Source organism: Halomonas salinarum (assembly GCF_012062845.1).
Taxonomy (GTDB): Bacteria; Pseudomonadota; Gammaproteobacteria; order Pseudomonadales; family Halomonadaceae; genus Onishia; species Onishia salinarum.
This window is the reverse complement of record NZ_WWNB01000007.1, coordinates 25,785-51,700: the sequence shown is the minus strand read 5'-3', so window position 1 is coordinate 51,700 and position 25,916 is coordinate 25,785. Positions and strand designations below refer to the sequence as shown.

General features: G+C 61.1%; 20 protein-coding genes. 18 read left to right on the top strand and 2 right to left on the bottom strand.

All coding sequences use genetic code 11. The annotated features are described in order from the left end of the window. The first annotated feature begins 18 nt into the window (after positions 1 to 18). Entirely contained in the window at positions 19 to 2,160 is a 2,142-nt protein-coding gene (dinG, locus tag HF027_RS07005) for an ATP-dependent DNA helicase DinG (protein ID WP_168014199.1), read from the top strand. Between the two features lie 144 nt (positions 2,161 to 2,304). On the opposite strand, the gene HF027_RS07000 is transcribed toward dinG, so the two are convergent. Further along, positions 2,305 to 3,381, bottom strand: coding sequence for a 3-deoxy-7-phosphoheptulonate synthase (locus HF027_RS07000; RefSeq protein WP_168014197.1), 1,077 nt, complete (start codon positions 3,379 to 3,381; stop codon positions 2,305 to 2,307). Between the two features lie 340 nt (positions 3,382 to 3,721). Between HF027_RS07000 and rpoE the strand changes: the two genes are divergently transcribed. The 12 genes from rpoE (at position 3,722) to acpS (ending at position 14,805) form a co-directional block, all read left to right on the top strand. Next, a complete protein-coding gene (gene rpoE / locus HF027_RS06995) occupies positions 3,722 to 4,327 on the top strand; it encodes an RNA polymerase sigma factor RpoE (protein ID WP_168014195.1) in 606 nt (201 codons plus the stop codon). Between the two features lie 214 nt (positions 4,328 to 4,541). Next, positions 4,542 to 5,228, top strand: a complete 687-nt coding sequence (locus tag HF027_RS06990) for a sigma-E factor negative regulatory protein (protein ID WP_168014193.1) — start codon at positions 4,542 to 4,544, stop codon at positions 5,226 to 5,228. A gap of 152 nt (positions 5,229 to 5,380) precedes the next feature. Then, positions 5,381 to 6,292 (top strand): MucB/RseB C-terminal domain-containing protein, encoded by a 912-nt coding sequence (locus HF027_RS06985; protein ID WP_245184584.1) that lies wholly within the window; start codon positions 5,381 to 5,383, stop codon positions 6,290 to 6,292. Then, entirely contained in the window at positions 6,289 to 6,753 is a 465-nt protein-coding gene (locus HF027_RS06980) for a SoxR reducing system RseC family protein (RefSeq protein WP_168014189.1), read from the top strand. Before HF027_RS06985 ends, HF027_RS06980 begins: the two co-directional genes overlap by 4 nt. 138 nt (positions 6,754 to 6,891) lie before the next feature. Beyond that, positions 6,892 to 8,310: a DegQ family serine endoprotease gene (locus HF027_RS06975; RefSeq protein WP_168014187.1), complete on the top strand. Its 1,419-nt coding sequence runs from the start codon at positions 6,892 to 6,894 to the stop codon at positions 8,308 to 8,310. A 186-nt stretch (positions 8,311 to 8,496) separates the two neighbouring features. Further along, entirely contained in the window at positions 8,497 to 10,314 is a 1,818-nt protein-coding gene (gene lepA, locus HF027_RS06970) for a translation elongation factor 4 (protein WP_168014185.1), read from the top strand. 13 nt (positions 10,315 to 10,327) lie between these two features. Next, positions 10,328 to 11,179 (top strand): signal peptidase I, encoded by an 852-nt coding sequence (gene lepB, locus HF027_RS06965; protein WP_168014183.1) that lies wholly within the window; start codon positions 10,328 to 10,330, stop codon positions 11,177 to 11,179. Positions 11,180 to 11,260: 81 nt separating this feature from the next. Beyond that, entirely contained in the window at positions 11,261 to 11,950 is a 690-nt protein-coding gene (rnc, locus tag HF027_RS06960) for a ribonuclease III (RefSeq protein WP_168014181.1), read from the top strand. Then, complete coding sequence (gene era, locus HF027_RS06955; protein WP_168014179.1) at positions 11,947 to 12,849, top strand: GTPase Era; 903 nt, start codon at positions 11,947 to 11,949, stop codon at positions 12,847 to 12,849. Before rnc ends, era begins: the two co-directional genes overlap by 4 nt. A gap of 8 nt (positions 12,850 to 12,857) precedes the next feature. Then, positions 12,858 to 13,565 carry a DNA repair protein RecO gene (gene recO / locus HF027_RS06950; RefSeq protein ID WP_168014177.1) on the top strand — a complete coding sequence of 236 codons (708 nt, stop codon included), beginning with the start codon at positions 12,858 to 12,860 and terminating at the stop codon, positions 13,563 to 13,565. Positions 13,566 to 13,618: 53 nt separating this feature from the next. Further along, positions 13,619 to 14,422 carry a pyridoxine 5'-phosphate synthase gene (gene pdxJ, locus HF027_RS06945; RefSeq protein WP_168014175.1) on the top strand — a complete coding sequence of 268 codons (804 nt, stop codon included), beginning with the start codon at positions 13,619 to 13,621 and terminating at the stop codon, positions 14,420 to 14,422. Positions 14,423 to 14,427: 5 nt separating this feature from the next. Continuing rightward, entirely contained in the window at positions 14,428 to 14,805 is a 378-nt protein-coding gene (acpS, locus tag HF027_RS06940; RefSeq protein ID WP_168014173.1) for a holo-ACP synthase, read from the top strand. A gap of 22 nt (positions 14,806 to 14,827) precedes the next feature. Here the strand turns inward: acpS and HF027_RS06935 are convergent, their stop codons facing one another. Further along, a complete protein-coding gene (locus tag HF027_RS06935) occupies positions 14,828 to 17,545 on the bottom strand; it encodes an ATP-binding protein (protein WP_168014171.1) in 2,718 nt (905 codons plus the stop codon). Positions 17,546 to 17,664: 119 nt separating this feature from the next. Here HF027_RS06935 and cysM point away from each other — a divergent pair, with 119 nt between their 5' ends. The 5 genes from cysM to ppc all read left to right on the top strand — a co-directional run bounded on the left by cysM (position 17,665) and on the right by ppc (position 25,881). Continuing rightward, the gene (cysM, locus tag HF027_RS06930; RefSeq protein WP_168014169.1) at positions 17,665 to 18,561 is read left to right on the top strand and encodes a cysteine synthase CysM; all 897 of its coding nucleotides are present in this window, start codon (positions 17,665 to 17,667) and stop codon (positions 18,559 to 18,561) included. Position 18,562: 1 nt separating this feature from the next. Further along, positions 18,563 to 20,032, top strand: coding sequence for a 23S rRNA (uracil(1939)-C(5))-methyltransferase RlmD (rlmD, locus tag HF027_RS06925; protein WP_168014167.1), 1,470 nt, complete (start codon positions 18,563 to 18,565; stop codon positions 20,030 to 20,032). After that, on the top strand, positions 20,016 to 22,289 hold the full coding sequence (gene relA / locus HF027_RS06920) for a GTP diphosphokinase (RefSeq protein ID WP_168014165.1): 2,274 nt from the start codon (positions 20,016 to 20,018) through the stop codon (positions 22,287 to 22,289). The genes rlmD and relA overlap by 17 nt, the downstream gene beginning before the upstream one ends. Then, a complete protein-coding gene (mazG, locus tag HF027_RS06915; protein ID WP_168014163.1) occupies positions 22,286 to 23,128 on the top strand; it encodes a nucleoside triphosphate pyrophosphohydrolase in 843 nt (280 codons plus the stop codon). Before relA ends, mazG begins: the two co-directional genes overlap by 4 nt. Positions 23,129 to 23,232: 104 nt before the next feature. Further along, on the top strand, positions 23,233 to 25,881 hold the full coding sequence (gene ppc, locus HF027_RS06910) for a phosphoenolpyruvate carboxylase (RefSeq protein ID WP_168014161.1): 2,649 nt from the start codon (positions 23,233 to 23,235) through the stop codon (positions 25,879 to 25,881). The last annotated feature ends 35 nt before the right edge of the window (positions 25,882 to 25,916 follow it).

The window sequence follows — 25,916 nt, the reverse complement described above, 5'->3', positions numbered from 1 at the left end:
GTAAGGACGATATCGACGATGCTGGACGAGGCGCTCAAGGGCGACATCCAGACCGCCTATCGGCGGGTGCTCGAGGGCCTCGAGCTGGCGCCGCGCTACGGCCAACGGCTGATGATCGCCGAGATCGCCCGCACCCTTGCCGGTATTCAGACCGATGATGACGGCAAGCGGACGTCCGATGAGCACGTTTGTGTGCTCGAGGCCGGCACCGGCACCGGCAAGACCCTGGCTTACCTGCTGGCGGCGCTGCCGGTGGCCAAGGCCCGCGGCAAGCGGCTGGTGGTTTCCACCGCCACCGTGGCGCTGCAGGAACAGGTGCTGCATCAGGATCTCCCCGCGCTCAAGAAGCACAGCGGGCTCGATTTTGATTATGCTCTGGCCAAGGGGCGTGGGCGCTATATCTGTGTGGCCAAGCTCGAACAGGCACTCGATGGGGTCGAGGACAACCCCACCCTGTCGCTGTTCGAGCAGGCCATGGAGTCCCGTGACGGTGACGATTTCCATGGTCTGGTCAAGGAGCTGGCCGAGGCGTACGGCAACGGCCGCTGGGAAGGGGATCGAGACAGCTGGCCGGTGGCCATCGCCGACCCTCAGTGGCGGCGCCTGACCACCGATCATCGCCAGTGCACCAATCGCCGCTGTGACCACTTCAGCGCCTGCGCCTTCTTCCGTGCCCGACGCTATCTGGACAGTGCCGATATCATCGTTGCCAACCACGACCTGGTGCTCGCCGACCTGGCGCTTGGCGGTGGTGCGGTGTTGCCGAGTCCCTCCGATTGCATCTATGTCTTCGATGAGGGGCATCATCTTCCCGACAAGGCCATCGGTCACTTCACGCATCGTTTCGCCGTCAACGGCGCGCTTCGCTGGCTGCGTACCCTCAAGAAGTCCTTGACCGAACTCAATACCGCGCTCGGCGTTCAGCCGACGCTTGCCCGCTTGCTGGGGGGCTTTCCTGAAGCGATCGCGGCCCTGGAACCCCGCTTGGGTGAGGTCTTTTCACTCGGTCATCAGCTTGCCGATCTGCCTAATGGCGCAGGTGAGGAGAGTCGCCAGATGCGCTTCGATATGGGGCGTGCGCCAGAACCATTGCGCGAGCAGGCTGGAGCTCTGGTCACGATCTTCGCCGAGCTGTCGCGCAATCTCGAGAGCATGGCCGACATCCTGCGCGAGAGTCTCGACCCGGACAAAGCCACCGGGCTGCCCCGGGAGCAGGCCGAGCCCTGGCTGCCGCTGATCGCCCTGCTGCATGGCCGCGCCCTGGAGGCCCACGGCCTGTGGCTGGCCTTCAGCGAGGTCGACGATACGCAGGAGCCGCCCCGGGCGCGTTGGCTGAGTTTCGAGCAGGTCGGCGGCGAGCCCGAGCTGGTCTTCGTGGCGAGTCCGGTATCGGCGGCCAACACCCTGGCGCGCACCCTCTGGGGCAGCTGTCACGGTGCGGTGGTCACCTCGGCGACCCTCACCGCCCTTGGGCGCTTTGAGCGGATCCAAGAACGAGCGGGGCTCGCTAACCGCTATCGCTACCAGCGTCTGCCCAGCCCCTTCGATTATTCCCGGGCGGTGCTGAGCATTCCCCGCGAGGCGGTCGATCCCGGTGACCGCGAGGGACACGAGCGTGCGATCGTCGACTTCGTGCAGGGCCTGGGCGAGGACGAGGCGGTACTGATGCTGTTCTCCTCGCGAGCCCAGCTGCGCGCCGTGGAAAAGGCGCTGCCACGCAGCGAGCGCGAACGGGTGCTGGCGCAGGACCGGTTGCCCAAGCGCGAGCTGATCGAGCGCCACCGCGCCCGGGTCGATGCGGGGGAGGGTAGCATCATCTTCGGCCTGGCAAGCTTCGCCGAGGGCATCGATCTGCCCGGCGAGTACCTGACCCATGTGGTGATTACCCGGTTGCCCTTCGCGGTGCCCGACGACCCGGTGGGCGCCACGCTTGCCGAGTGGATCGAAAGCCGCGGCGGCAACCCCTTCATGCGCATCACCGTGCCGGACGCCTCGATCAAGCTGGTCCAGGCCTGTGGCCGGCTGATCCGCAAGGAGGAGGATTCCGGGCGCATCACCCTGCTGGATAGGCGGGTACTGACGCGCCGCTATGGCCAGGCGCTGCTCGATGGCTTGCCGCCCTTTACTCGCGAGATCGATGGGGTGGTGCAGGGCGGCTGATGCCGCATCGCATGCGGCGCCATCAAGGCCGTTCGTCGTTCTACGCATGGGTGTGAGGTGTTGCCAGTGGGGTGTTGCAAGGAATCAAAAAACCGGGCCCGCCAATTGGCGGGCCCGTTTTTTTACTGACGAAAGATCGAACGATCAGTCGCTGCGACGCTTGGCCAGCACCGGCGACAATTTCTCGTTCATCTCAGTGAAGGTGGACACTGTGGTATCCCAGTCGATGCAGGCATCGGTGATCGAGACGCCGTAGGCCATCTCGGCCTTGTCGTCCTTGATCTTCTGGTTGCCCCAACCGATATGGGATTCGACCATCAGGCCGATGATCGAGCGGTTGCCTTCAAGGATCTGGTTGGTGACGTTCTCCATCACCAGCGACTGAAGGGCCGGATCCTTGTTGGAGTTGGCATGCGAACAGTCGATCATGATGTTCGGCTTGATGCCTTCCTTTTCCAGTTCCTGTTCCGCCAGGGCCACGCTGACGCTGTCGTAGTTGGGTTTGCCGTTGCCGCCGCGCAATACCACATGACCATAGGCGTTGCCGCGGGTGCGGATGATCGCTACCTGGCCGCCCTGGTCGATGCCGAGGAAGTTGTGTGGATGCGCCACCGACTGCAGGGCATTGACTGCTACGTCGAGGCTGCCATCGGTCCCATTCTTGAAGCCGACCGGGCAGGAGAGGCCCGACGCCATTTCGCGATGCGTCTGGGATTCGGTGGTGCGGGCACCGATTGCCGACCAGCTGATGCAGTCCTGAAGGTACTGCGGCGAGATCGGGTCCAGGGCTTCTGTCGCCAGTGGCAGACCCATGTCGGAAAGATCCACCAACAGGCGACGCGCGATATGCAGGCCTTCTTCGATCTCGAATGAGCCGTTGAGATGCGGGTCGTTGATCAGGCCTTTCCAGCCAACCGTGGTACGCGGCTTCTCGAAGTAGACGCGCATCACGATGTAAATGCTGTCCTTGACCTTATCGGCCAGCTGGCGCAGCCGCCGGGCATAGTCCATGGCTGCATCCACGTCGTGAATGGAGCAGGGACCCACGACCACCAGCAAACGTGGATCGCTGCCATCCAGGATACGCTGGATGGTCTCGCGGCCTTCGACGACCGTGCGCTCGGCGTTGCCGGTCAGCGGGATTTCCTGCTTGAGCGTCTCGGGGGTGATCAGAACATCCTGAGCCAGGACGTTGAGGTTATTGACCTGCTGTTGTGACATGCCGCTACCTGTGACGTGATTACGCGCGTTTAAAAGATGAAGTATCGCCTACTATCGCCCGTGGGGGCTGTGAAAATCAACGGCGGTAAGGAACTTGCTGACGAATGTCATTGTCACAGCGGTTCGCTACCGTTGGCATGCCGTATCCTTGATGGAATGCCAATAAACAGGAACACTGACGGATAACCATCATCGAATGCCACCAGGTTTCCACAGAGACGTTATGACTGCTTGTTTACCTCCAGTGTTCACCGAGAGCTCGTCCCTCGGGCGATGCAGTAACCTGTGCTCGTCCAGTGTAGCGTCGGTTGCATGCGCCTCCTGCACAGGGAGAGGCTGAATGGACACCCGAGAAACCGATCAGCAACTCGTTGAGCGTGCTCAGCGGGGGGATACGCGTGCCTTCGATCTGCTGATCAAGAAGTATCAGCACAAGATCCTCGGACTGATCGGTCGCTACGTGCACGATCATGCAGAAGTGCATGATGTAGCGCAGGAGGCCTTCATCAAGGCTTACCGAGCGCTTGGCAAGTTTCGCGCCGACAGTGCCTTCTATACCTGGATGTACCGTATCGCCATCAATACGGCCAAGAACCATCTGGTGTCGCGTGGTCGTCGTCCGCCGGGCAGCGATATGGATATCGTCGACGCCGAGATCGTCGACCAGAGCGGTCGGCTCTCCGATATCGAATCGCCAGAAGCCTCCATTGCGCGCGACCAGCTAGAAGCGGCGGTCTTCGAGGCAATCGATAACCTGCCCGAAGATCTGCGTACGGCAATCACATTGCGAGAGTTCGACGGCCTGTCTTATGAAGATATTGCACAGATCATGGATTGCCCGGTAGGAACGGTGCGTTCGCGCATCTTCCGTGCCCGCGAGGCCGTCGATCGTCATATTCAGCCGTTGGTGGTGACCGCCAGGACGCAGGATATGGTTCCCGAGTGACAGATTCAGGCATTTTTTGATCTCGGGGCTGAACTGTTGTCGCCTTTCGGCGTCACATGCTTGGGTCGAATTTATCGCGGTGGCAGTGCCCGACAAGTGACAGGGTGGCGTTAGCCGTCTTGCTCCGGGTCGTGGTCTGTAATGACACGTTGTCACCACTCGAGTCGACAACTGATCTTAGGGCGACACGCCTTTAAGTGTGAGGGTGTAACTGATGAACCAGAATTCACGGGAGTCATTGTCTGCCTTGATGGACAGTGAGGCCGACGATCTCGAACTTCCTCGAGTGCTCAAATCGTTGGACGATTCCCCGGATGTGGCCGAAACCTGGCGACGCTACCACTTGGCTCGCAGCATGATGCATCGCGACCGGGATGTGGATGTGTCAGCAGATCTTTCGGCGGGCATCATGGCGCGGCTAGCCGATGAACCGGCACCAGAGGTCGAGGCGCCGGTCAAACCAGCACGCAGTCTGTTTTCTCGAGCGAGCTCCTATGCTGGCAATGCGGCGGCGGCCGCCGCTGTTTCGTTGATGGTCATTACCGGCGTGCAGTTCTATAACGGGTCGACTGAGCGTGCCGAGTCAGGTCAATCCGAGTTGGCCAGTACGCCGGGGGCCAGCGCTGGTAACTCAAGCCAAGTGCAGCGCCCCTCATTGGTCGATCTGCCGCTCTTTCAGTCGTCCTCTTCAGGCCGCGGCTTGATGAATGTCGGAGCTACGGTCGAGTCACCGATGATCATGGCGCCGAGCGTGCGTCAGTCGCAGCGAGCAGACCAGCAGCAAGCACGTCTGTTGCAGTCCTATCTGGATCGCCACGCCGAGGGCGCGGCATATCGTAGCGGTGATGCCTGGATGCCTATTCTGAGGGCATCCGGCCAAGAGTCATTAGGCCTGCACTAATGATGGTGTTCCCTGTCCTGAATCGAGCTATCGGTCACCGCCGTTTGTCTTCCTGCGCACTGATGTTGTCGGCCGCGTTGGCGCTTGCATGGCCCGCCTCTTCCGCCCTTGGCGCAGAAGAGGAACCCAGTGGCTATGATTGCCAACGATTGGTGGAACAAGCAGCCCCGACAACCGCCAGCGAGTGGTTTGATCGCAGTCTATGGGCCAGCCATTGCTATGTGTTCAAGGCCCGCGCGGTACGCATTGGCAGCGATGGCGTGCGAACACTGGCACTGACCCATGAGGTCCAGGATGGTGTCGAGCACGAGGTGGCGCGCTTTCTCGATGGCGAGCCGGTCATTTTTGAGCGCCGTGGTCGTATTGGCCGTGGTGGCTGGTCATCAGGCGATGCCAAGGCGCAGGCCTCACCACAGGCGATCATGGCAAGACTGGATGATCACTATCGCCTGAGCCTCAGTGGCGAGGAGCGTATTGCTGGCCGCGCCGCGATTCGCCTGGACGTTGAGCCACTTGATGATATGCGCTTTGGCCAGCGGCTATGGCTCGACAAGAAGACATCACTGCCGCTCAAGCAGATGCTGCTTGATACGCAGGGGCGAGTGCTTGAGACCTTCCAGATAACAGAGATCGAACAGCCGAGTGTGTTTGACGGTCGGGTCGATATGGATCGCGGTCGGACACCGCCTGACGATAGCTGGCAGCCAGGCTGGATGCCCCCCGGGTTCGTCCCTCAGCCCGTCGAAACGGCCAGTGCCATGCATGCAGATGCGGTGCACCATCGCCTTTACAGTGATGGCATTTCCAGCCTCAGCATGTTTTTAGAGCCTCTTTCGCCCGAGCGACCAGCGCTGGCCCCCGGTTTACACCGGCTGGGTATTTCCTATGCGGCTGTCCGGCATCTGACATTGGATGGTAATCCCATGCAGGTGGTCGCCATGGGAGAGATGCCGCCAGAGGTGCTGATAAAGGTGGTCGAGCAGGTAAGCCTTACAGACGATGCCCTGAATGCGGCCTCGAGTGGTGCTGTCGATAATGTGTCGACCTTGCAGGAAGCGCCATGAGCATGACGGTGGAGGTGTCATCGGATCACTGGCTTCAAGCGACAGCGCGAGTCGAGGCCCTTATTCCTGAGGGGGCTCGTATCAGCGTACTGCCCCAACGTGGCTGCGATGGCTGTGCGTCACGCCAGGGATGCGGCACGGGGTTGCTGGCCACTCGGCGTCAAGCACGTCCCAGGCAGTTCACGGTCACCACGTCCGTTCCGTTGGCGGTGGGCCAGACGGTCAGCATCGGTCTGCCGTCCCGCCGTTTTCTTGAAGGAGCCCTGGCCGTCTATGGTTTGCCGCTGCTGACATCCTTGGCGGGCGGCATGGCAGCCGAAATCTGGCTGGTGCCCGGTCACCCGCTGGTTCCCATCGCTTTTCTTGCTGGACTTTTTGGTGGTGCATTATGCCTTTCTCTATGGGGCCGCTATCAGGCATCCGCTTACCGTCCGGTATTGCTTGACCCTGCTCCGACGTAACCATCGGAATTGCCGATCATGTCTAGAAAGACATTGGGGATAGTCATGGGGTGGCCAAGAACCCAATGAGAGAGGGGCATCTGCATTCATCCTTTGCTGATCCACGTATTGCCTTCCCATGCTGCTGCAGGAGTGATTATGGAACGCACACTTCGCCATTCTTTCGTCTTTGCCTTGTTGTTCATGCTGACGCTGGCCTGTGCCTCTGCTCAGGCTAGAGAGCTTCCCGACTTCACTGAGCTGGTCGAGCAGGCCGCCCCCGGGGTGGTCAATATATCGACGACTCGCACGGTGACCTCAGGTGGCTTTTCTTATCATGGTCCCGGCGGTGAGGATATTCCCGAGATATTCCGGCGCTTCTTCGGCGACCAGTTGCCTATGCCAGGGGGGGGGCAGAAACGTGAACACGAGCGTAAGTCACTGGGGTCCGGCTTTGTGATCAGCGAAGACGGCTACATCATGACCAATGCGCACGTGGTCAAGGACGCCGATGAGATTCTGGTGCGTCTCAATGATCGCCGTGAACTCAAGGCTGAACTGGTCGGTGCCGATGCCAAGACAGACGTGGCGCTACTCAAAGTTGATGCCGATAGCTTGCCGACGCTTGACATCGGAAACTCCGATAGGCTGGAGGTAGGTGAATGGGTCGCCGCGATAGGCTCGCCGTTCGGCTTCGACCATTCGGTGACGGCAGGTATTGTCAGTGCCATCAATCGCACCATACCGACCGATGCCTATGTGCCTTTCATTCAAACCGATGTGGCTATCAATCCGGGTAATTCTGGTGGACCGTTGTTCAACCTCGATGGCGAGGTTGTCGGCATTAACTCGCAGATCTTTACCCGCAACGGTGGTTACATGGGGCTTTCGTTCGCCATCCCGATCACTGTGGCCATGAATGTGGCCGATCAGCTCAAGAGTGATGGGCGGGTCAATCGTGGCTGGTTGGGCGTGGTGATCCAGCCCGTCTCCCAGGATCTAGCCGAGTCTTTCGGCCTGGAGGGGCCGGCGGGGGCGTTGATCGCCGATCTCGATCCCGAGGGGCCAGCAGCGCGCGATGGATTGGAAGCTGGCGATGTGATTCTTGGCGTCAACGGTCAGGATGTCGACCGTTCCAGTACCTTGCCGAGACTGATTGGTCGGGTAAGCCCGGGCGAGGAAGTAGAGCTCGATGTGATGCGCGATGGCCGCCAGCGTGAGATCACTGTCACCGTCGGCGACTGGCCAGATGCTGAAGGCGGCAAGCAGGTTTCCAGCATGACCGATGACAGTCAGGCACGCCTGGGGCTGACGGTTAGCTCGCTCGATGAGCAGGTGCTCGAACGGTTGGGGATCGATGGCGGTGTGGCCGTGGATTCTGTCGAGCCTGGAGGTGTTGCCCAGGAGGCGGGCATTCGCTCGGGCGATGTGCTGGTCTCGGTGGATCACCAAGCCATTTCTTCACCCAAACAGCTGATGTCGGTTATCGAGTCCCTGGGCACAGACCGTGCTGTGCCGGTTCGCCTCTATCGTGAGGGGCGCTCGCTCTATGTTGCGATGCGACTCAAGTCCGAGTAACACCCGACCAGACGAACGACGGGGCCTGCGGGCCCCGTCGTTCGTTGGAGCAGGGCTTCTCCGCGGCGTCGCTGTTCCTGTCGAGCCCTAGTCGGTACAATGCCGGCATTCTTATTCAAGACGCCCCTCCCATCGGGATCCTACTGATGGCCGCCAGGATGCGTACCAAGAACCGGATGACTCTGCATGAGCAACAACGTGACCAGCAAAGACCTTAGCTTGATCCGTAATTTTTCGATCATCGCCCACATCGATCACGGCAAGTCGACCCTATCGGATCGCATCATCCAGATCTGTGGTGGTCTGACCGACCGCGAGCTCAAGGAACAGGTGCTCGACTCGATGGATATCGAACGCGAGCGTGGCATCACCATCAAGGCACAGTCGGTCACCCTGGATTATCTGGCAGACGACGGTAAGACCTACCAGCTCAACTTCATCGATACGCCGGGCCACGTCGATTTTTCCTATGAAGTCTCTCGCTCGCTTTACGCCTGTGAGGGCGCATTGCTGGTGGTCGATGCAGGCCAAGGCGTTGAAGCGCAATCCGTGGCCAACTGCTACACCGCCGTGGAGCAGGGCCTGGAGGTGTTGCCGGTACTCAACAAGATGGACTTGCCCCAGGCCGACCCGGATAAAGTCAGCAAGGAAATCGAGGAGATCATCGGACTGGACGCCACCGATGCCTGTCAGGTGTCGGCCAAGAGCGGTATGGGAATGGAGGCGTTGCTCGAGCGCCTGGTGCGTGACATTCCAGCCCCCAAGGGGGATCGGGATGGGCCGTTGCAGGCGCTGATCGTCGACTCCTGGTTCGACAACTACCTGGGCGTCGTTTCGCTGGTCCGGGTTTTTGATGGCACTCTGAAGAAAGGTGACAAGATACGCATGACATCCACCGGCCGCGACTGGTCGGTAGGTGAGGTGGGTATCTTCACGCCGCTGCGCAAGCAAACTGATGTCCTGCGCGCGGGTGAGGTTGGTTTCGTGGTCGCCGGTATCAAGGATATCCATGGTGCGCCGGTAGGTGACACCATCACCCACACCAAGACACCTGATGTGCCGCGCCTGCCAGGCTTCCAGAAGGTCAAGCCGCAGGTCTATGCCGGCATGTTCCCGGTCTCCTCCGATGATTACGAAGACTTCCGCGATGCCCTCGAGAAGCTAGCACTTAATGATGCTTCTCTGGATTACGAGCCGGAGAACTCCGATGCTCTGGGCTTCGGCTTCCGCGTTGGCTTCCTCGGCACGCTGCACATGGAAATCATCCAGGAGCGCCTGGAGCGGGAGTACAATCTCGACCTGCTGACCACCGCGCCCACCGTGATCTACGAGCTGGTGATGGACAATGGTGACATCGACTATGTCGCCAACCCATCCAAGCTGCCGGACATGGCCACCGTCGACGAGATGCGCGAGCCGGTGGTGCGGGCCAGCATCCTGGTGCCCCAGGAGTTCGTCGGCAACGTCATTACCGAGTGTGAGCAACGCCGTGGCACCCAGCTCGACATGCAGTTTCTGGGGAGTCAGATTCAGCTGACCTACGAGCTGCCGATGTCCGAAGTGGTGATGGACTTCTTCGATCGACTGAAGTCGATTACCAAAGGGTATGCGTCGCTGGATTACAGTTTCGAGCGCTTCGAGGCTGCCAAGCTGGCGCGTCTGGATGTGCTGATCAACGGTGACCGGGTCGATGCGCTGGCGATCATCATCCACCGTGATCATGCTCATTCCCGTGGTCGGGCGCTGGTGGAAAAGATGAAGGAGCTGATCCCGCGCCAGATGTTCGACGTGGCTATTCAGGCGGCTATCGGCGGCCAGGTCGTGGCGCGTTCGACGGTCAAGGCGCTGCGCAAGAACGTGACCGCGAAGTGCTACGGTGGCGATGCATCCCGCAAGAAGAAGCTGCTCGAAAAGCAGAAGGCGGGCAAGAAACGCATGAAGCAAGTTGGCCGGGTCGAGATCCCGCAGGAAGCCTTCCTTGCCGTGCTCAAGGTGAACGACTAGGAAACACTGACAAATGGATTTCTCGCTTCTGCTGGTGGTGGCCGTCGCGGTCACCGGGTTGATCTGGTTGCTCGATAGCGTCTGGTGGTCCAAGCGTCGCCAACAAGGCCTGGCGCTTGTCGGCGGCGATGCGCGTGGTCGTGAATCAGGTGTTGCTTCTGGCAATGCATCTGGCCATGAAGCGGGAGGTGGCGAAAGCGCTGCTACCCGGACCACTGCCAAGGAGCCCTGGCTAGTCGACTACGCGCGCTCCTTCTTTCCGGTACTGTTGGTGGTGCTGGTGTTGAGAAGCTTCGTCGTCGAACCCTTCCAGATCCCCTCGGGTTCCATGCGGCCGACACTGGAAATCGGCGATTTCATCCTGGTCAACAAGTTCACCTATGGACTACGTCTGCCGGTCACCAACACTGAGATCGTGGACCTCGGTGAGCCCGAGCGGGGCGACGTGATGGTATTCCGTTTCCCCAAAGACCCGTCGGTCAACTTCATCAAGCGCGTGATTGGCCTGCCGGGTGATCGTATTCGCTACGAGGGCAAGCAGCTTTATATCAATGGCGAGGCGGTGACCAAGCAGTTGGTCGACGAAAGCAATATCGACCAGCTCAATGAAGTGTTGCTCGAGGAAAACCTGGGCGATACCACCCACCCCATTTACAATGATTTTCGTGACCCAGGTCCGCAGATGCGCGAGCTGCGCGTGCCTGAGGGACATTATTTCATGATGGGCGACAACCGTGACCACTCCAACGACAGCCGCTACTGGGGCTTCGTGCCGGAGGAAAATATTGTCGGCGAGGCCTTTGCGGTGTGGATGCACTGGAACGGCGGACTGCCGAGCTTTAGTGAGGTCCGGGTAATCGACTGACACTGTTGTGCGGCCGCGGCGGTCGCAACCGGTTTCATGCCCATCGATGATGACAACCTTTCAGAGAGTAGCAGGAGTTTCGTGAGCAACCCCTTGAATGCCTTCAGCCGCCGGGTCGGCCATGAGTTCGACGACCCGGGCTTGCTGGAGCTAGCCATGACCCATCGCAGTTTTGGTGGTCAGAACAACGAACGGCTCGAGTTTCTCGGCGATTCCATTGTCAATTTCGTGATCGCCGAGGCGCTTTTTCGTCGCTTTCCACAGGCCCGAGAAGGCCAGCTGTCACGTCTGCGCGCCCGTCTGGTCAAGGGTCAGACCCTGGCTGAACTGGGCCGGGAGTTTTCTGTAGGTGAATGCCTGCGGCTGGGTTCCGGTGAAATGAAAAGCGGCGGCCATCGTCGTGATTCGATTCTCGCCGATGCCGTCGAAGCGGTCATCGGTGCCATCTATCTCGATGCTGGCATGGATGTGGCCAAAACCCGTGTGTTGTCCTGGTTTGCCACGCGTCTTGAGGCGCTGGATGTGCAGGATACGCAGAAAGACCCCAAGACTCGCCTGCAGGAGTTCCTGCAATCCCGTCAGTCAGCGCTGCCGCGTTATGAAGTGGTCACCGTGGATGGCGAGGCGCATGCCCAGACATTTACCGTAGAGTGCCATATCGAGATGCTCGACGAGCACACAGAAGGGGTCGGCTCGAGCCGGCGCCATGCCGAACAGCAGGCTGCCGAATTGGCGCTTACTCGCCTTGATCCCCGTGGAGGTCGCTCATGACTCAATCCTGTGGCTTCGTCGCCATCATCGGGCGTCCTAACGTCGGCAAGTCGACGCTGATGAATCGTATCCTGGGCCAGAAGGTCTCCATCACGTCGCGTCGCCCCCAGACGACGCGCCATCAGGTGATGGGCATCAAGACGGAAGATGAGACCCAGTTCATCTATGTCGATACCCCTGGCATGCATATCATGTCGAAGGATCGTAACAAGGCGATCAATCGCTTCATGAACCAGGCGGCTACCCAGGCACTGCGTGATATCGACTGCGTGGTCTTTATCGTCGACCGTACCCGCTGGGCGCCGGAAGATCAGGTGGTGCTCGACAAGCTGACCCACGTCAAGGCGCCGGTAATCCTCGCCGTCAACAAGGTGGACTGGCTCGAGGACAAGGCAAGCCTGTTGCCCTGGCTCGATCAGGTCGGCGCCAAGCGTGACTTCGCCGCTATTCTGCCGATCTCAGCCAAGCACGGCACCAATGTGCCGGAACTCGAAGCCGAAGTCGCCAAGCATCTGCCGGAAGGCATTCATCACTTCCCTGACGACCAGATCACCGACAAGAGCTCGCGCTTCCTTGCCGCTGAGCTTGTTCGCGAGAAGGTCATGCGTCAGCTGGGTGATGAGTTGCCGTATCAGATGACGGTTGAAATCGAGGAATTCAAGACCGACCAGCGCGGTACCCTGCACATCAGTGCGCTGATGATGGTCGAGCGTGATGGACAGAAGAAAATCCTGATCGGCGAGGCGGGTGATCGCATCAAGAAGATCGGTCGCGAAGCGCGCCTGGAAATGGAGCGTGCCTTCGAGTCCAAGGTGATGCTCAATCTCTGGGTCAAGGTCAAGCGCGGCTGGTCCGACGATGAACGGGCCTTGAAGAGTCTGGGCTACGACCTCGACTGAGCCTCGATATGCAGCCTCAGCCGGCGTTTCTGCTGCACAAGCGACCCTACCGCGAGACCAGCGCTCTGGTCGATCTGCTGACCCTGGATCATGGTCGCATTCGTGCCGTGGCCCAGGGCGTGCAGCGCCCGGGCAGCCGTTCCCGGGCGCGTCTGCAGCCCTTCACCCCCCTGCATCTGACCTGGGTGGGAAACGGAGAGTTGAAGCGTCTGCGGCTGATGGAAAGTACTGGCAGCGCGCCCATGTTGGCGGGAGAAGGGCTGCTGTGTGGTTTCTACGCCAACGAACTCCTGACCCGGTTGCTGCCGCTGGAGCTGCCGGTGGCCGAGGTCTTCGCCTTTTATGGGGCGGCACTCAAGGCGTTGCACCGCCCCAGTGATCGAGCCGGTGCGCTGCGTCGTCTTGAGTATGCGCTGCTCGAGGCGCTGGACGGCGAGCCTGTGTTCTGTGATCTCGACGGCGTCGAGCTTGACCCCCACACGCGCTATGTTTACCGCGCCCAGGCGCGTCGTTTCAGTGCCTTGGCCCATGATGACGGTGGCGGGCTCGATGGCCGCACCCTCAAACTGCTGCAACAGGGTGACTGGGCCTCCCCTGGACTGGCGGCGCCCGCCCGTTCATTGGCCCGGGCCGCGTTGGCGCCACTGCTTGGCGAGCGTCCCCTGAAGGCCCGTGAATTGATGCAGCAGCTGGCCGCGCGTCGCCGTTCCGGCTGATAGGCACCGCCTGCTCACGAATTTTTCCCCGATGACTTACTGGAGAGATTGCCATGCTCCCCCCTCGTATCCTGCTCGGCGTCAACATCGATCACATCGCCACCCTGCGCCAGGCTCGCGGTACACGCTTCCCCGATCCGGTTCAGGCGGCCCTGCTCGCTGAAGAGGCCGGCGCCGATGGCATCACGGTTCATCTGCGTGAAGACCGTCGCCACATTCAGGAGCGCGACATTCGGCTCTTGAACGAGGTGCTCAACACACGCATGAATCTTGAGATGGCGGTGACGCCGGCGATGATCGAGCTGGCCGAAGAGATTCGCCCGGCCCATGTCTGCCTGGTGCCGGAAAAGCGCGAGGAACTGACCACCGAGGGCGGGCTCGACGTGGCAGGCGCCAGCGATGACATTGCTGCCGCTTGCAAGCGCTTGGCCGCGGCGGGTTGCGAGGTATCACTCTTCATCGATCCCGATCCCGCCCAGATCGAAGCGGCGAGAGCCGTGGGCGCGCCGGTGATCGAGCTGCACACCGGCGCCTATGCCGAGGCCAGCGGTGACGCGGCCCGGCGCGAGCACGCGCGGCTGAGTGCCGCCGCGGAGATGGCGCTGGAGCTGGGGCTGGTGGTCAATGCCGGCCACGGCCTGCACTACCATAACGTCGAGGCGATCGCCGCCATTCCGGGGCTCACCGAGCTCAATATCGGCCATGCGATCATCGCCCGTTCGCTGTTTGTCGGTCTCAAGGAGGCGGTGGCCGACATGAAACGGCTGGCGATCGCCGGACAGGAAGCCGGCCTGGTGGCGGCCATGGAAACCCACGATCATGACCATGACCACCACCATGACCACGGCGAGAGCTAGCCCAGTTGATTCTCGGTATCGGCACCGATATCGCGCGGGTGGGGCGTTTCGAGATCGCCATGGCGCGCCATGGCGATCGCTTTGCGGCGCGCCTGCTTGGGGGGCATGAGCTGAGTCGATTGGCGGAGCACGGCCAGCCTGCTGCCTATCTGGCCAAACGCTTTGCTGCCAAGGAGGCCTTCGTCAAGGCGCTGGGTACCGGCATGCGCCAGGGCATGCGCTGGAGCGATATTCAGGTGGTCAACGATAGCCTGGGTCGACCCTCCCTGACCCTTTCCGGCCAGGCCCAGATCCTGGCTGAGCGCCTGGGCGTGACCGGTATGCATTTATCAATCTCCGATGAGGCCGAGCTTGCGCTGGCGCTGGTGGTACTCGAGGGCTAGTGGCGCCACCTTTTCCTGACGCCTAGGCCTGGCGAGCCTGCCAGGCACGCAAACGGCCCATCGCCGCATATAGCTCCCTGAGCATGGAGCCGGTCGCCGCTACGCCCTGCACCCGCAGGCGTGTTTCCAGCGTCTCGGCGAGCAGAGCGAGCTGTGGTACCCCGCAATAGCGACAGGCGCCGTTCAGGTGATGGATGGCGTCCAGCATGGCTTCCTCGTCCTGAGCCTGCCAGGCCGCTTCCAGGTTCGTCTCGCTCTCGTCGAGGCTTTCCAGCAGCAGTGTCAGGGTCTTCAAGGCCAGGTCTTCTCGGCCCCCGGCTAGTCGCGTTCCCATTTGCAGGTCCACCACCGCGAGCTCCCCATCATCTTCGATATGGCCTTTAACTGACGACCCGAATGATGATGTCGATGGCTCCCCAGAGTGTTGTTGGTTGGGCTCGGGCAAGTTCAGTGATAGATGTTGGCCCAACAGTTTGACCAGCCTCTGTGCATCGACGGGCTTGATCAGCACATCATGCATGCCGCAGCCAAGCAGACGTTGACGCTCTTCTTCCTGCGCATGAGCGGTTACCGCGATGACGGGACAGGTTCGCCAGTTGCCCCCCAGCCTGCGCAATGCCGTCATGGTGGCCTCGCCATCCATGCCGGGCATGCGGATGTCCATCAATACCAGATCGATACGCTCGCTCTGAGCCAACGCCAGGGCTTCTTCACCACTGGATGCCTGTAACGGCACAATGCCCGCTTCGCGCAGTAGCTCCTGGAGCAACAGGCGGTTGGATGTCACATCGTCGACGACCATGACTCTTGGCACGCTATCAACGGGCGCCTTGGGTAACGTGGGCTGAGGAGCCGGCAGATTCGGACGCGCCGTCAGGCCTAGTTGTCTCTTGATCGTGTCCGCCAGGACCTGCCGCGAGATGGGCTTGGTCAAGGTTTCGCCACCGGTTGGAAGACGCAGATCTGGCATATCGTAGGGACTGGCGTTGACCATCAGCACTGCTGGGCTATTGTTCTCGCTCAAGCAGGCTTGCCAGCTTGCCAATCGCTCAGGGGCCAGATCTTCTATCCCCAGACCCGCCAGTACCAGGTCAGGTAACGATCGCGAATGGCTGCTGGGGTGGTCGCCAGACGTCAAAACCTTGGCGTTCCAGCTCGACAACAAATGGTTGAGTGCGCGCTGTGTGGGGAGGTGGGGTTCGTAGAGGGCGATGACCCGGCCGCCCAGGTCGAGTTCCGGTAAGCGGTGTTCGTGCTGAGTGCCCAAGGGTAAGGTAAAGGAGAACACCGACCCCTTGCCGGGTTCGCTGGACATGGTAATGGTGCCACCCATCTGTTCGATTAGCTGGCGACAGATCAACAGGCCAAGACCTGTACCGCCGAACTGGCGGGTATCACTCGAATTGGCTTGGCTGAAGGCCTTGAATAGACGCTCGCGCTGTTCCTTGGACAGGCCGATCCCGGTATCGCTGACGTTGATCTTGAGCGTGACCTGATGCGCTTGTGACTCTTCGAGCATCACGCGCACGATCACTTCACCGCGTTCGGTAAACTTGATGGCGTTGTTGATCAGGTTGGTCAGTACCTGGCGGATACGCAGCGGGTCACCCTGAAGGTCAGTCGGCACGTCGTCGAATACCAGCCCGAGTAGATGCAGTCCTTTCTTGTGTGCCTGGGGCGCTTGCATGCCAAGCACATCGTCCACCAGGGCGACCATGTCCAGATGAACGGTCTCGAGTTCCAGTTTGCCAGCCTCTATCTTGGAAAAATCGAGGATGTCATTCACCAGCATCAGCAGGCTATCTGAGGTCTTCTGCATGTGCTCGAGCCAGTCTCTTTGACGGCTGTCCAGCCGCGAGCGTCCCAACAGCTGACAGAAGCCGATGATGCCGTTGAGGGGCGTGCGGATCTCGTGGCTCATGTTGGCCAGGAACTCTGACTTGATGCGACTGGCTTCCAGCGCGCGGCGGTGGGCTATGTCGAGTTCGATATTCTTGACCTCGATGGTTTCCATCGACTCTTGCAGGTCCTCGGTGTTTTGTTCGATCTGCGCTTGCATGTCTTCCCGGACACGCTCCAGATGGTCGCTCAGCGCATTGACGCCTGCCATGAGCTCTGCCGTCTCCTGCGGGCCGCTCTCAGGTAGTCGGATGTCATTATCGCCACGATTGAGGCGATCGAGTGCTGCCTGTATGGCAGTCAAGGGCTCGGTGATTCGGCGGCTCACTGAATAGGCCAGCAGGAAGAGGCCAAGCCCTACGATCAGCAAACCCAGACCATGCGTCAGCAGGTGACGATAGTTGCTGAGGAGAAGGCTTTGTGTGTCGACCTCCACTGCCAGCCACCGATCCTGAGCGCCTTCCAGGGGCAACGTCAGCTGCCAGTTGTCGCCATCGGTATCGAGTGTCGGGTCGCTTGGCTGGCTAGCCGAGGAACGGGGAGGCTGGCCGATCGAAAACATGGGCGTGCCGTCTGCGGTGAAAAGGCGAACCGAGCGGATCTCGTCATTCTCTAGCAGGCCTTCGCCCAGTGCCTGCAGTGTTTGCAGGGCGCTGTCTTGATGATGCTGAAGCGCTTCGCTCATCCCGCGGGCGGCAATGGATGCGCTTGCCATCATGCGTTGCTGAAGAGCAGAGCGATATTCATTGGCCTCGTGGGTCAGGGTCAGCGCAGAGGTGATGGCCAGCAAAGCCAGTGGCAGTAGCGTCAGCCACAACAGCAGGCGTGTCTTGATCGGCATTCACAATTCTCTAAAGGACTTCATTTGCATGCAGTATGCCATAGCCATTGTCGATCCCTGTCACCGCGACACGCCCGGCGATATAATGCGACTAAAGACTTTTCCAGAAGGAAGGTTAGATGGATTTTCCCACGCTCGAGGATGTGGTTGGCAATACCCCGCTGGTGCGCCTGAAGCGCATTGCCGCTGGCCGCAATAACACGCTACTGGCCAAGCTCGAAGGCAACAACCCGGCGGGCTCGGTCAAGGACCGGCCGGCGCTTTCGATGATCGCCGAGGCCGAAGCGCGTGGCGAGATTGCACCGGGCGATACGCTGATCGAGGCCACGTCAGGTAATACCGGCATTGCGCTGGCCATGGCGGCTGCCATGAAGGGCTATCGCATGGTGCTGATCATGCCGGATAACGCCTCGAATGAGCGCAAGCAGGCGATGGCGGCCTTCGGTGCCGAGCTGATTCCGGTCACCCGGGAAGAGGGCATGGAGGGCGCGCGGGATCTGGCCAATAGCATGGTCAGCCGCGGTGAGGGTAAACCGCTCAATCAGTTCGCCAACCCTGATAACCCCATGGCGCATTATCGCACCACCGGGCCTGAGTTGTGGCGCCAGACAGAGGGGACGATTACCCACTTCATTAGCTCGATGGGCACTACCGGCACCATCATGGGGGTGTCGCGCTACCTCAAGGAGCAGAACCCCGACGTGCAGATCATCGGCCTGCAACCAGAGGATGGAGCCAGCATTGCCGGCATCCGCCGTTGGCCCGAGGCCTATTTGCCGAGCATCTTCGAGCCTGCGCGGGTCGACCGGGTGATCGATGTGGGGCAAACCGAAGCGGAGGAGCATATGCGTCGGCTGGCCAGAGAAGAGGGAATCTTTGCTGGTGTTTCCTCGGGTGGCAGCCTCGCGGGTGCCCTCAAGGTCGCGGAGGAGGTCGAGAACGCCGTCATCGCCTTCATTGTCTGCGATCGAGGCGATCGTTATCTGTCTACTGGCCTCTACGCCCCGGAGCAATGACATGGCGATGCTAGGCAAACGCCGCGCGCCCAAAACCAGCACGCGGAAGGCGTCGGTGACGCCTCCGACTCAGCAGGCAGATGCACAAGACCGGGCCGTGGATATTCTGCGGCTTGCCCATGACGGCCGAGGCGTGGCGCGCAATGCGCAAGGCAAGACCTTGTTTGTGGATCGCGCCTTGCCTGGTGAGCGAGTCGAGGTGGCCGTGCACAAGAGCCGCCAACGCTTCGACGAAGCGCATGTACGCGAAGTGATCACCGCCTCGCCTGATCGCGTTGAGCCAGCCTGCCCGCATTTTGGCGTCTGCGGTGGCTGCGATCTGCAGCATCAGGCGCTTGAGGCCCAGCGTCATCATAAACAGCAGGTGCTCGTCGAACAGTTGGCTCGCCAGGGGCTCAAGCTCGCGGAATCGCCAGCATGGCTGACCGCAGAAGGATTGGGTTACCGGCGCCGTGCTCGGCTTGGCGTTAAGGTCGACGGTGCCGGCGATATTCACCTGGGCTTTCGTGCCCGGGGTAGCCACCACCTGATCGACATGGCGGTGTGTCCGGTATTGGTGCCGGCGCTTGCGGCCTTGCTGGCGCCATTGCGCGAGCAGCTCGCAACGCTCGAAGCGCCGCGCCAGGTGGGGCACATTGAGCTCATTGCAAGCGACGCGGGCATCTGTCTGGTCGTACGTCAGTTGCGTGACCAGCCCAAGGACGCAGAGCGCTGGCAAGCCTTTGCCAGCGTCCATGAGCTGTCGCTTGGCTGGTGGGTCGGCCGAGACTCGCCTCAACTCGAGTGGCTGACAAAGGCACCGGATCTTCATTACCACCTGACGCTACCCGCGTCGGATGAGTCACACGTACCCAGGCGAGAGCTGGTGCTGGGCTTCGCGCCGGGGGACTTTCTGCAGGTGAATGCCGTCGTCAACCAGCGCCTGGTCGACACCGCGCTTGAGTGGCTGTCACCTCGCGCTGGCGAGCGGGTGCTCGACTGCTTCGCCGGGGTGGGCAACTTCAGCCTGGCCCTCGCTGCTTTCACCGGTGACGTGACAGGGGTAGAAGGCAACCCGCTGATGGTCGAGCGTCTGGCTGCCAACGCCCACCGAAACGGTTTTGACGGGATCACGGCTCGCCAGGCTGACCTGAGTCGTGACGACCAGGCTCGCGCCTTGATGGAAGAGGCCAGCTGGGACCTGGTCGTGCTTGATCCGCCCCGGGAGGGCGCTGAAGCGCTAGCAAGACAGCTAGCCGCCTCCCGCGTTCTGCGTATTCTCTATGTGTCCTGCGACTCGGCAACGCTTGCCCGGGATGCGGCGCACCTGGTGGCCGCTGGCTACCGGGTCAAACGCGCCGCCGTCGCCGACATGTTTGCCCAGACCGCCCATCTCGAGTCTGTGTTGTTGTTTGAGCACCCCGAATTTCCTGCGTACGCGAAGGCCGGCGCAGATGGCAAAGGAGTGAAGCACCATGGTGAAGGTGCGTGATGACCAGCCGTTGACCGCCGATGGTTCGGTGGATCTTGATCAATGGCTGGCACATCTCGGCGAGGAAGCCGTACTGACCGACAAAAGCCGGATGCGCGAGGCCTGTGAACTGGCAAGGAGCCTTTCAGAACAGGCCAGCCAGGCCCAGCAGTTCGGGCTGGGTTATGGCTCCAGCTATCGCATGAGCCTGGAGATGGCCGACATCCTCAGTGAGCTCAAACTCGACCAGGTCGCCCTCGAAGCCGCCGTGCTGTATCGCTCGGTGCGCGTCAAGCTGATCTCGGTCGAGGCCGTCGAGAAGCGTTTTGGCAAGGAAGTTGCCAGCCTGATTGAGGGCGTGTTGCAGATGGCGGCGATCAGCCACCAGGCCCTGCCCAGTCAGGACATGTCCCAGTATAACCAGCAGGACAACCTGAGGCGCATGCTGGTCACCATGATCGACGACGTGCGCGTCGCACTGATCAAGATTGCCGAGCGGACCTGCGCCCTGCGTCAGGTCAAGGACACTACCCGTGACAAGCGCCTGCGGGTCGCTCGTGAAGTGTTTGACATCTATGCCCCACTGGCGCACCGGCTGGGCATCGGTCATCTCAAGTGGGAACTCGAGGACCTGTCCTTTCGCTATCTCCACGAGGCCGAGTACAAGGCGATTGCCAAGCAACTGGCCGAGAAGCGACTCGACCGTACGCGTTACATCAACGATGTGGTGGGCACGCTCAAGCAGCTTCTGGAAGCGCAGGATATCCACGAGTACGACGTCGACGGCCGCGCCAAGCACATCTATTCAATCTGGCGGAAGATGCAGCGCAAGCACATCGACTTCTCCCAGGTTTATGACGTGCGGGCCGTGCGCATCCTGGTGCCTCGCGTAGCCGACTGCTACACGGTGCTGGGTATCGTGCATTCTCGCTGGCATCACGTGCCCAACGAGTTTGACGACTACATCGCCAATCCCAAGAAGAACGGCTATCAGTCGCTGCACACCGCCGTGTTTGGTCCCGAAAACAAGGTACTCGAGATCCAGATCCGCACCTTCGCCATGCACGAAGAAGCGGAGCTGGGCGTCTGTGCCCATTGGCGTTACAAGGGACACGATACCAAGGCCAAGAGCCGCAGCTACGAAGACAAGATTGCCTGGCTGCGCCAGGTGCTCGAATGGCAGGAGGAGGTCGGCGGATTCGGCGACCTGCGCGAAGAGCTATCCAGTGATGTGGCGCCTGACCGCATCTACGTCTTCACGCCCGAGGGTCATGTCATTGATCTGCCACGGGTCGCCACGCCGGTCGATTTCGCCTACCGGGTACACACCGAGATCGGCCACCGTTGTCGCGGTGCCAAGGTCAACGGCCGTATCGTGCCCCTGACCTATGAGCTCTCGACAGGCCAGCAGGTGGAAATCCTCACGGCCACCAAGGGCGGTCCCAGTCGCGACTGGCTGAATCCCTCGTTAGGTTTCGTACGCACCTCCAGGGCTCGCGCCAAGATCCAGGCCTGGTTCAAGCAGCAGGCCCGCGGTCAGAACCTCGAGGAAGGCAAGGCGCTCTTCGACAAGGAAATGAAACGTCTCGACGTCGAGAATATCGACCTGACGACCCTGGCGAAGAAGGTCAACTACACGACCCCGGAGGACATGTACGCAGCCATCGGTGCCGGCGATCTGCGCATTGGCCAGGTACTGAATCAGGCCCAGCAACTCTTCGGCGAGAGCGATGATCAGGAACAACTTGACCGCCTACTGGCCAAGCCGCGCCGCGAGAAGCATGCTGCCGGTGGTCAGGACATCACCGTGCTCGGGGTCGGCAATCTCAAGACCAGCATGGCGAATTGCTGCCACCCGGTGCCGGGCGAAGCCATCGTCGGCTTCATCACTCAGGGCCGCGGCGTCACTGTACACCGCCAGGATTGCCCCAATATTCTCCAGCTACGCCTCGACGAGCCCAAGCGCATCATCGAGGTCGAGTGGGGAGAGCGGTCGGTGACTCGTTACCCGGTGGATATCGAGATCGAGGCCTGGAACCGTTCCGGTTTGCTGCGTGATGTCACCAGTGTGCTGGGCAACGATAAGGTCAACGTATTGTCTGTGAACACCCAGACCGATGAGGTCGAGGGGCTTGCGATAATCACCATTACGCTCGAGGTCGATGGCCTGGAAACCCTGGGGCGGCTGTTCTCGCACATCCAGCAGCTGTCCAACGTGCTCGACGTCAAGCGCCTGAGAAGCGGCGGAAAAACCAGCCGTAAAGGGAAGCGATCATGAACGAGCGTCACAGCCTAGACGATCTGCTGACGCTAATGTCGGTACTGCGCGATGCAGAGCAGGGCTGTCCCTGGGATCTCAAGCAGGACTGGGACTCGATCGTGCCGCACACGCTTGAGGAGGCCTATGAGGTCGCCGATGCCATCGAGCGTCGCGCCTTCGATGAGTTGCCCGGCGAGCTCGGGGACCTTTTGTTCCAGGTGATCTACTACAGCCAGTTTGGCCATGAGGAAGGGCGGTTCGATTTCCATGAGGTGGTCCATGTGCTGACCGCCAAGATGCTGCGTCGCCACCCCCATGTCTTTCCCGATGGCACCCTGGGGTCGCGTCGCGATAGTGGTGTCGCTGCCCAGGTAGAGACCGCACAAGTCCATTCCCGCTGGGAGACCCTCAAGGCCGAGGAGCGCGCCGAGCGAGCACGTCCTGATGCCGAGGCCCATTCGGTACTTGATGACGTGCCCCGTAGCCTGCCGGCACTCAGCCGTGCCGCCAAGCTCTCCAAGCGGGCCGCGCGGGTCGGCTTCGACTGGCCCGATCATCGCGGCGTACTGGAGAAGATTCGAGAAGAGCTCGACGAGGTCGAGGAGGCGCTGGCCGCTGGTGATCAGGAACAGGCCGGTGAGGAGGTGGGTGACCTGCTGTTCGCCGTCGTCAACCTGGCCCGCACCCTCAAGACCGATCCCGAGCAGCGTCTGCGTGGTACCAATGCCAAGTTCGAGCGCCGTTTTCGCCATGTGGAGGCCGCTCTGGCCGGCGAAGGCAAGTCACCCGGGCAGGCGACACTCGACGATATGGAAATGCATTGGCAAGCCGCCAAGGCGCTAGAAAAGGATGCTTGATCAAGGGGCTCGAATGACCTCATTGCAAATTACGGGGTGGGGCGCAGCGAGTTAACCTTGAAGTAGCGGTTCAATAATACCGATAGCCGACAGGAGGGATGTCTGTGAGCGATGATCTGCATGAATCCTTGCGAGAGAACGTCCGCGTACTGGGTGATAGCCTGGGCCGCACCATCGCCGATGATCAGGGCGAAAGCTTCGTCGACAAGATCGAGACCATTCGCGGCTTCGCCAAGCGCGGCCGGCAGGGTGATACCGAAGGTCGGCGCGAGCTGATCGAGTATCTGCGCCGGCTGCCTGATCGTGATCTCTTGCCGGTGACTCGTGCCTTCAACCAGTTCTTGAATCTTGCCAATATCGCCGAGCAGCACTACCGCGCGCGCTTTCGTCGCGTCGAGGATTATAAGCCGGGCTCGCAGCCTGAGCTTGGCGACCTGATCGCTCGCGCTCGCAAGGCCGGTCACTCGCCTCGCGAGTTGGTCGAGTCACTGGCCAGCATGCGCGTCGAGCTGGTGTTGACCGCGCACCCCACCGAGGTGATTCGCCGCACGCTGATTCAGAAATACGATGCCATCGACGACTGCCTGACCGGTCTCGAATCATCGGTCGATTCCGTCGAGAAGCAGTCGCGGGTCCATGGCCGGCTGGAGGAGTTGATCAGCCAGGCCTGGCATACCGACGAGATTCGTCACGAGCGTCCCTCGCCGGTCGATGAGGCCAAGTGGGGCTTTGCGGTGATCGAGAACTCGCTGTGGCAGGCGGTGCCTGATTTCCATCGTGACCTCGATAACCTGCTGCTCGAGGCGGCGGGCGAGCGCCTGCCGCTGGATGCCGCGCCGCTGCGCTTTGCCTCCTGGATGGGGGGTGATCGCGATGGCAATCCCAATGTCACCGCCAAGGTTACCCGCGAGGTCCTGTTGCTGGGCCGCTGGATGGCGGCGGATCTTTATCTGCGCGATCTCGATCAGCTCAAGGCCGAGCTGTCGATGTGGAAGGCCAACAGCGCCCTGCGTGCGGAGGTGGGTGATGCCCAGGAGCCCTATCGGGAGCTGCTCAAGCGCGTCTCTACCAAGCTCGAGGCGACCCGTGACTGGGCCAAGGCAGCTCTTGACGGTGAGCCCCATGAGGGTGGGCCGATCATCGAGCACCGTGATCAGCTCTATGCGCCGCTGCTGGCGTGTTATCGCTCGCTGTGCGATGTCGGCCTGGATACCATCGCCAACGGCGTGTTGCTGGATACGCTACGCCGTGTCGCCGTATTCGGCGTCACCCTGACCAAGCTCGACCTGCGTCAAGAATCGTCTCGTCATAGCCAGGTGTTCGACGAGCTGACTGACTACCTGGGGCTGGGTCGTTACCAGGAGTGGGACGAAGCCAAGCGCCAGGACTTTCTGCTCGGCGAGCTTACGTCCCGCCGCCCGCTGATTCCGCGTCGCTGGGAGTGCTCCGAGGAAACCCGCGAGGTCATCGATACCTTTCGGGTGATCGCCTCCGAGAAGCGCGAGGCGCTGGGTACCTACATCATTTCCATGGCCGGACAACCCTCCGACGTGCTGGCGGTTGCCCTGCTGATGAAAGAGGTCGGCGGCGATGTCACCCTACCCATCGCACCGCTTTTCGAGACGCTGGATGACTTGAACCGGGCCGGTGATGTCATCGACCGGCTGCTGGCGCTTCCGGACTATCGCCGCCTGGCCGGTGACGAGCAGGAGGTGATGATTGGTTACTCCGACTCGGCCAAGGATGCCGGGCAGTTGGCCGCAGCCTGGGCTCAGTACCGGTCACAAGAGACCCTGGTCGAGGTCTGCAAACGCCACGGAGTGAATCTGACCCTTTTCCATGGTCGTGGTGGCACTGTCGGTCGAGGGGGCGGCCCGGCGCATGCGGCCATACTTTCTCAACCGCCAGGCTCGGTAAATGGCAGCCTCAGGGTCACGGAGCAGGGGGAGATGATCCGCTTCAAGTTTGGTCAGCCGGATATCGCCCTGCGTTCGATGGAGATTTATGCCTGCGCGGTGCTCGAGGCGACACTGTTGCCACCGCCGGCACCCGAGCCCGCCTGGCGGGAGGAGATGGACCATCTTGCCGACGTGGCTCACAAGTCCTATGTGGGCGTGGTACGCGAGAACCCGGATTTCGTGCCCTATTTTCGTGCCGTGACGCCGGAGGGCGCTCTGGGCCGCTTGCCATTGGGCTCGCGTCCGGCCAAGCGTCGCCAGGATGGTGGCGTCGAGACCCTGCGAGCGATCCCCTGGATCTTCGCCTGGACCCAGACCCGCTTGATGCTGCCGGCCTGGCTGGGTAGCGGCGAGGCCTTCGTCAAACGCCTTGCCGAGCCGGGAGGGCTCGAACGCTTGCAGGAGATGCGCCGCCGCTGGCCCTTCTTCGGCACCTATCTGGACATGTTGGAGATGCTCTCCGCCAAGGCCGATGTCGAGATTGCCGCCTACTACGAACGGCGCTTGGTCGATGAACCAGGGCTTCTGGAGTTGGGTGGAGAGTTGCGCGGACGTTTTACCAAGCTCCAGGCAGCACTGCTCGATATCCTCGACCAGCGCGAGCTCCTTGAAAATACGCCGCTCATTCATCAGGCCATTCAGGTACGTAATCCCTATATCGATCCGTTGCACGGTTTGCAGGCCGAACTGCTGCAGCGTAATCGGGATGCCGATGGGGCCATCAGCCCGGCGCTGACGCGTGCGCTGATGGTGACCATGGCGGGTATATCCGCAGGGCTTCGCAACACCGGTTAAGCCCTGGCTTTATGATGATTCGGTTGTTGGTCCAT

Coding starts and splice junctions, on each gene's coding strand:
- dinG (WP_168014199.1), top strand. CDS start 19: ATGCTGGACGAGGCGCTCAAGGGCGACATCCAGACCGCCTATCGGCGG.
- HF027_RS07000 (WP_168014197.1), bottom strand. CDS start 3,381: ATGTCACAACAGCAGGTCAATAACCTCAACGTCCTGGCTCAGGATGTT.
- rpoE (WP_168014195.1), top strand. CDS start 3,722: ATGGACACCCGAGAAACCGATCAGCAACTCGTTGAGCGTGCTCAGCGG.
- HF027_RS06990 (WP_168014193.1), top strand. CDS start 4,542: ATGAACCAGAATTCACGGGAGTCATTGTCTGCCTTGATGGACAGTGAG.
- HF027_RS06980 (WP_168014189.1), top strand. CDS start 6,289: ATGAGCATGACGGTGGAGGTGTCATCGGATCACTGGCTTCAAGCGACA.
- HF027_RS06975 (WP_168014187.1), top strand. CDS start 6,892: ATGGAACGCACACTTCGCCATTCTTTCGTCTTTGCCTTGTTGTTCATG.
- lepA (WP_168014185.1), top strand. CDS start 8,497: ATGAGCAACAACGTGACCAGCAAAGACCTTAGCTTGATCCGTAATTTT.
- lepB (WP_168014183.1), top strand. CDS start 10,328: ATGGATTTCTCGCTTCTGCTGGTGGTGGCCGTCGCGGTCACCGGGTTG.
- era (WP_168014179.1), top strand. CDS start 11,947: ATGACTCAATCCTGTGGCTTCGTCGCCATCATCGGGCGTCCTAACGTC.
- recO (WP_168014177.1), top strand. CDS start 12,858: ATGCAGCCTCAGCCGGCGTTTCTGCTGCACAAGCGACCCTACCGCGAG.
- pdxJ (WP_168014175.1), top strand. CDS start 13,619: ATGCTCCCCCCTCGTATCCTGCTCGGCGTCAACATCGATCACATCGCC.
- HF027_RS06935 (WP_168014171.1), bottom strand. CDS start 17,545: ATGCCGATCAAGACACGCCTGCTGTTGTGGCTGACGCTACTGCCACTG.
- cysM (WP_168014169.1), top strand. CDS start 17,665: ATGGATTTTCCCACGCTCGAGGATGTGGTTGGCAATACCCCGCTGGTG.
- rlmD (WP_168014167.1), top strand. CDS start 18,563: ATGGCGATGCTAGGCAAACGCCGCGCGCCCAAAACCAGCACGCGGAAG.
- relA (WP_168014165.1), top strand. CDS start 20,016: ATGGTGAAGGTGCGTGATGACCAGCCGTTGACCGCCGATGGTTCGGTG.
- mazG (WP_168014163.1), top strand. CDS start 22,286: ATGAACGAGCGTCACAGCCTAGACGATCTGCTGACGCTAATGTCGGTA.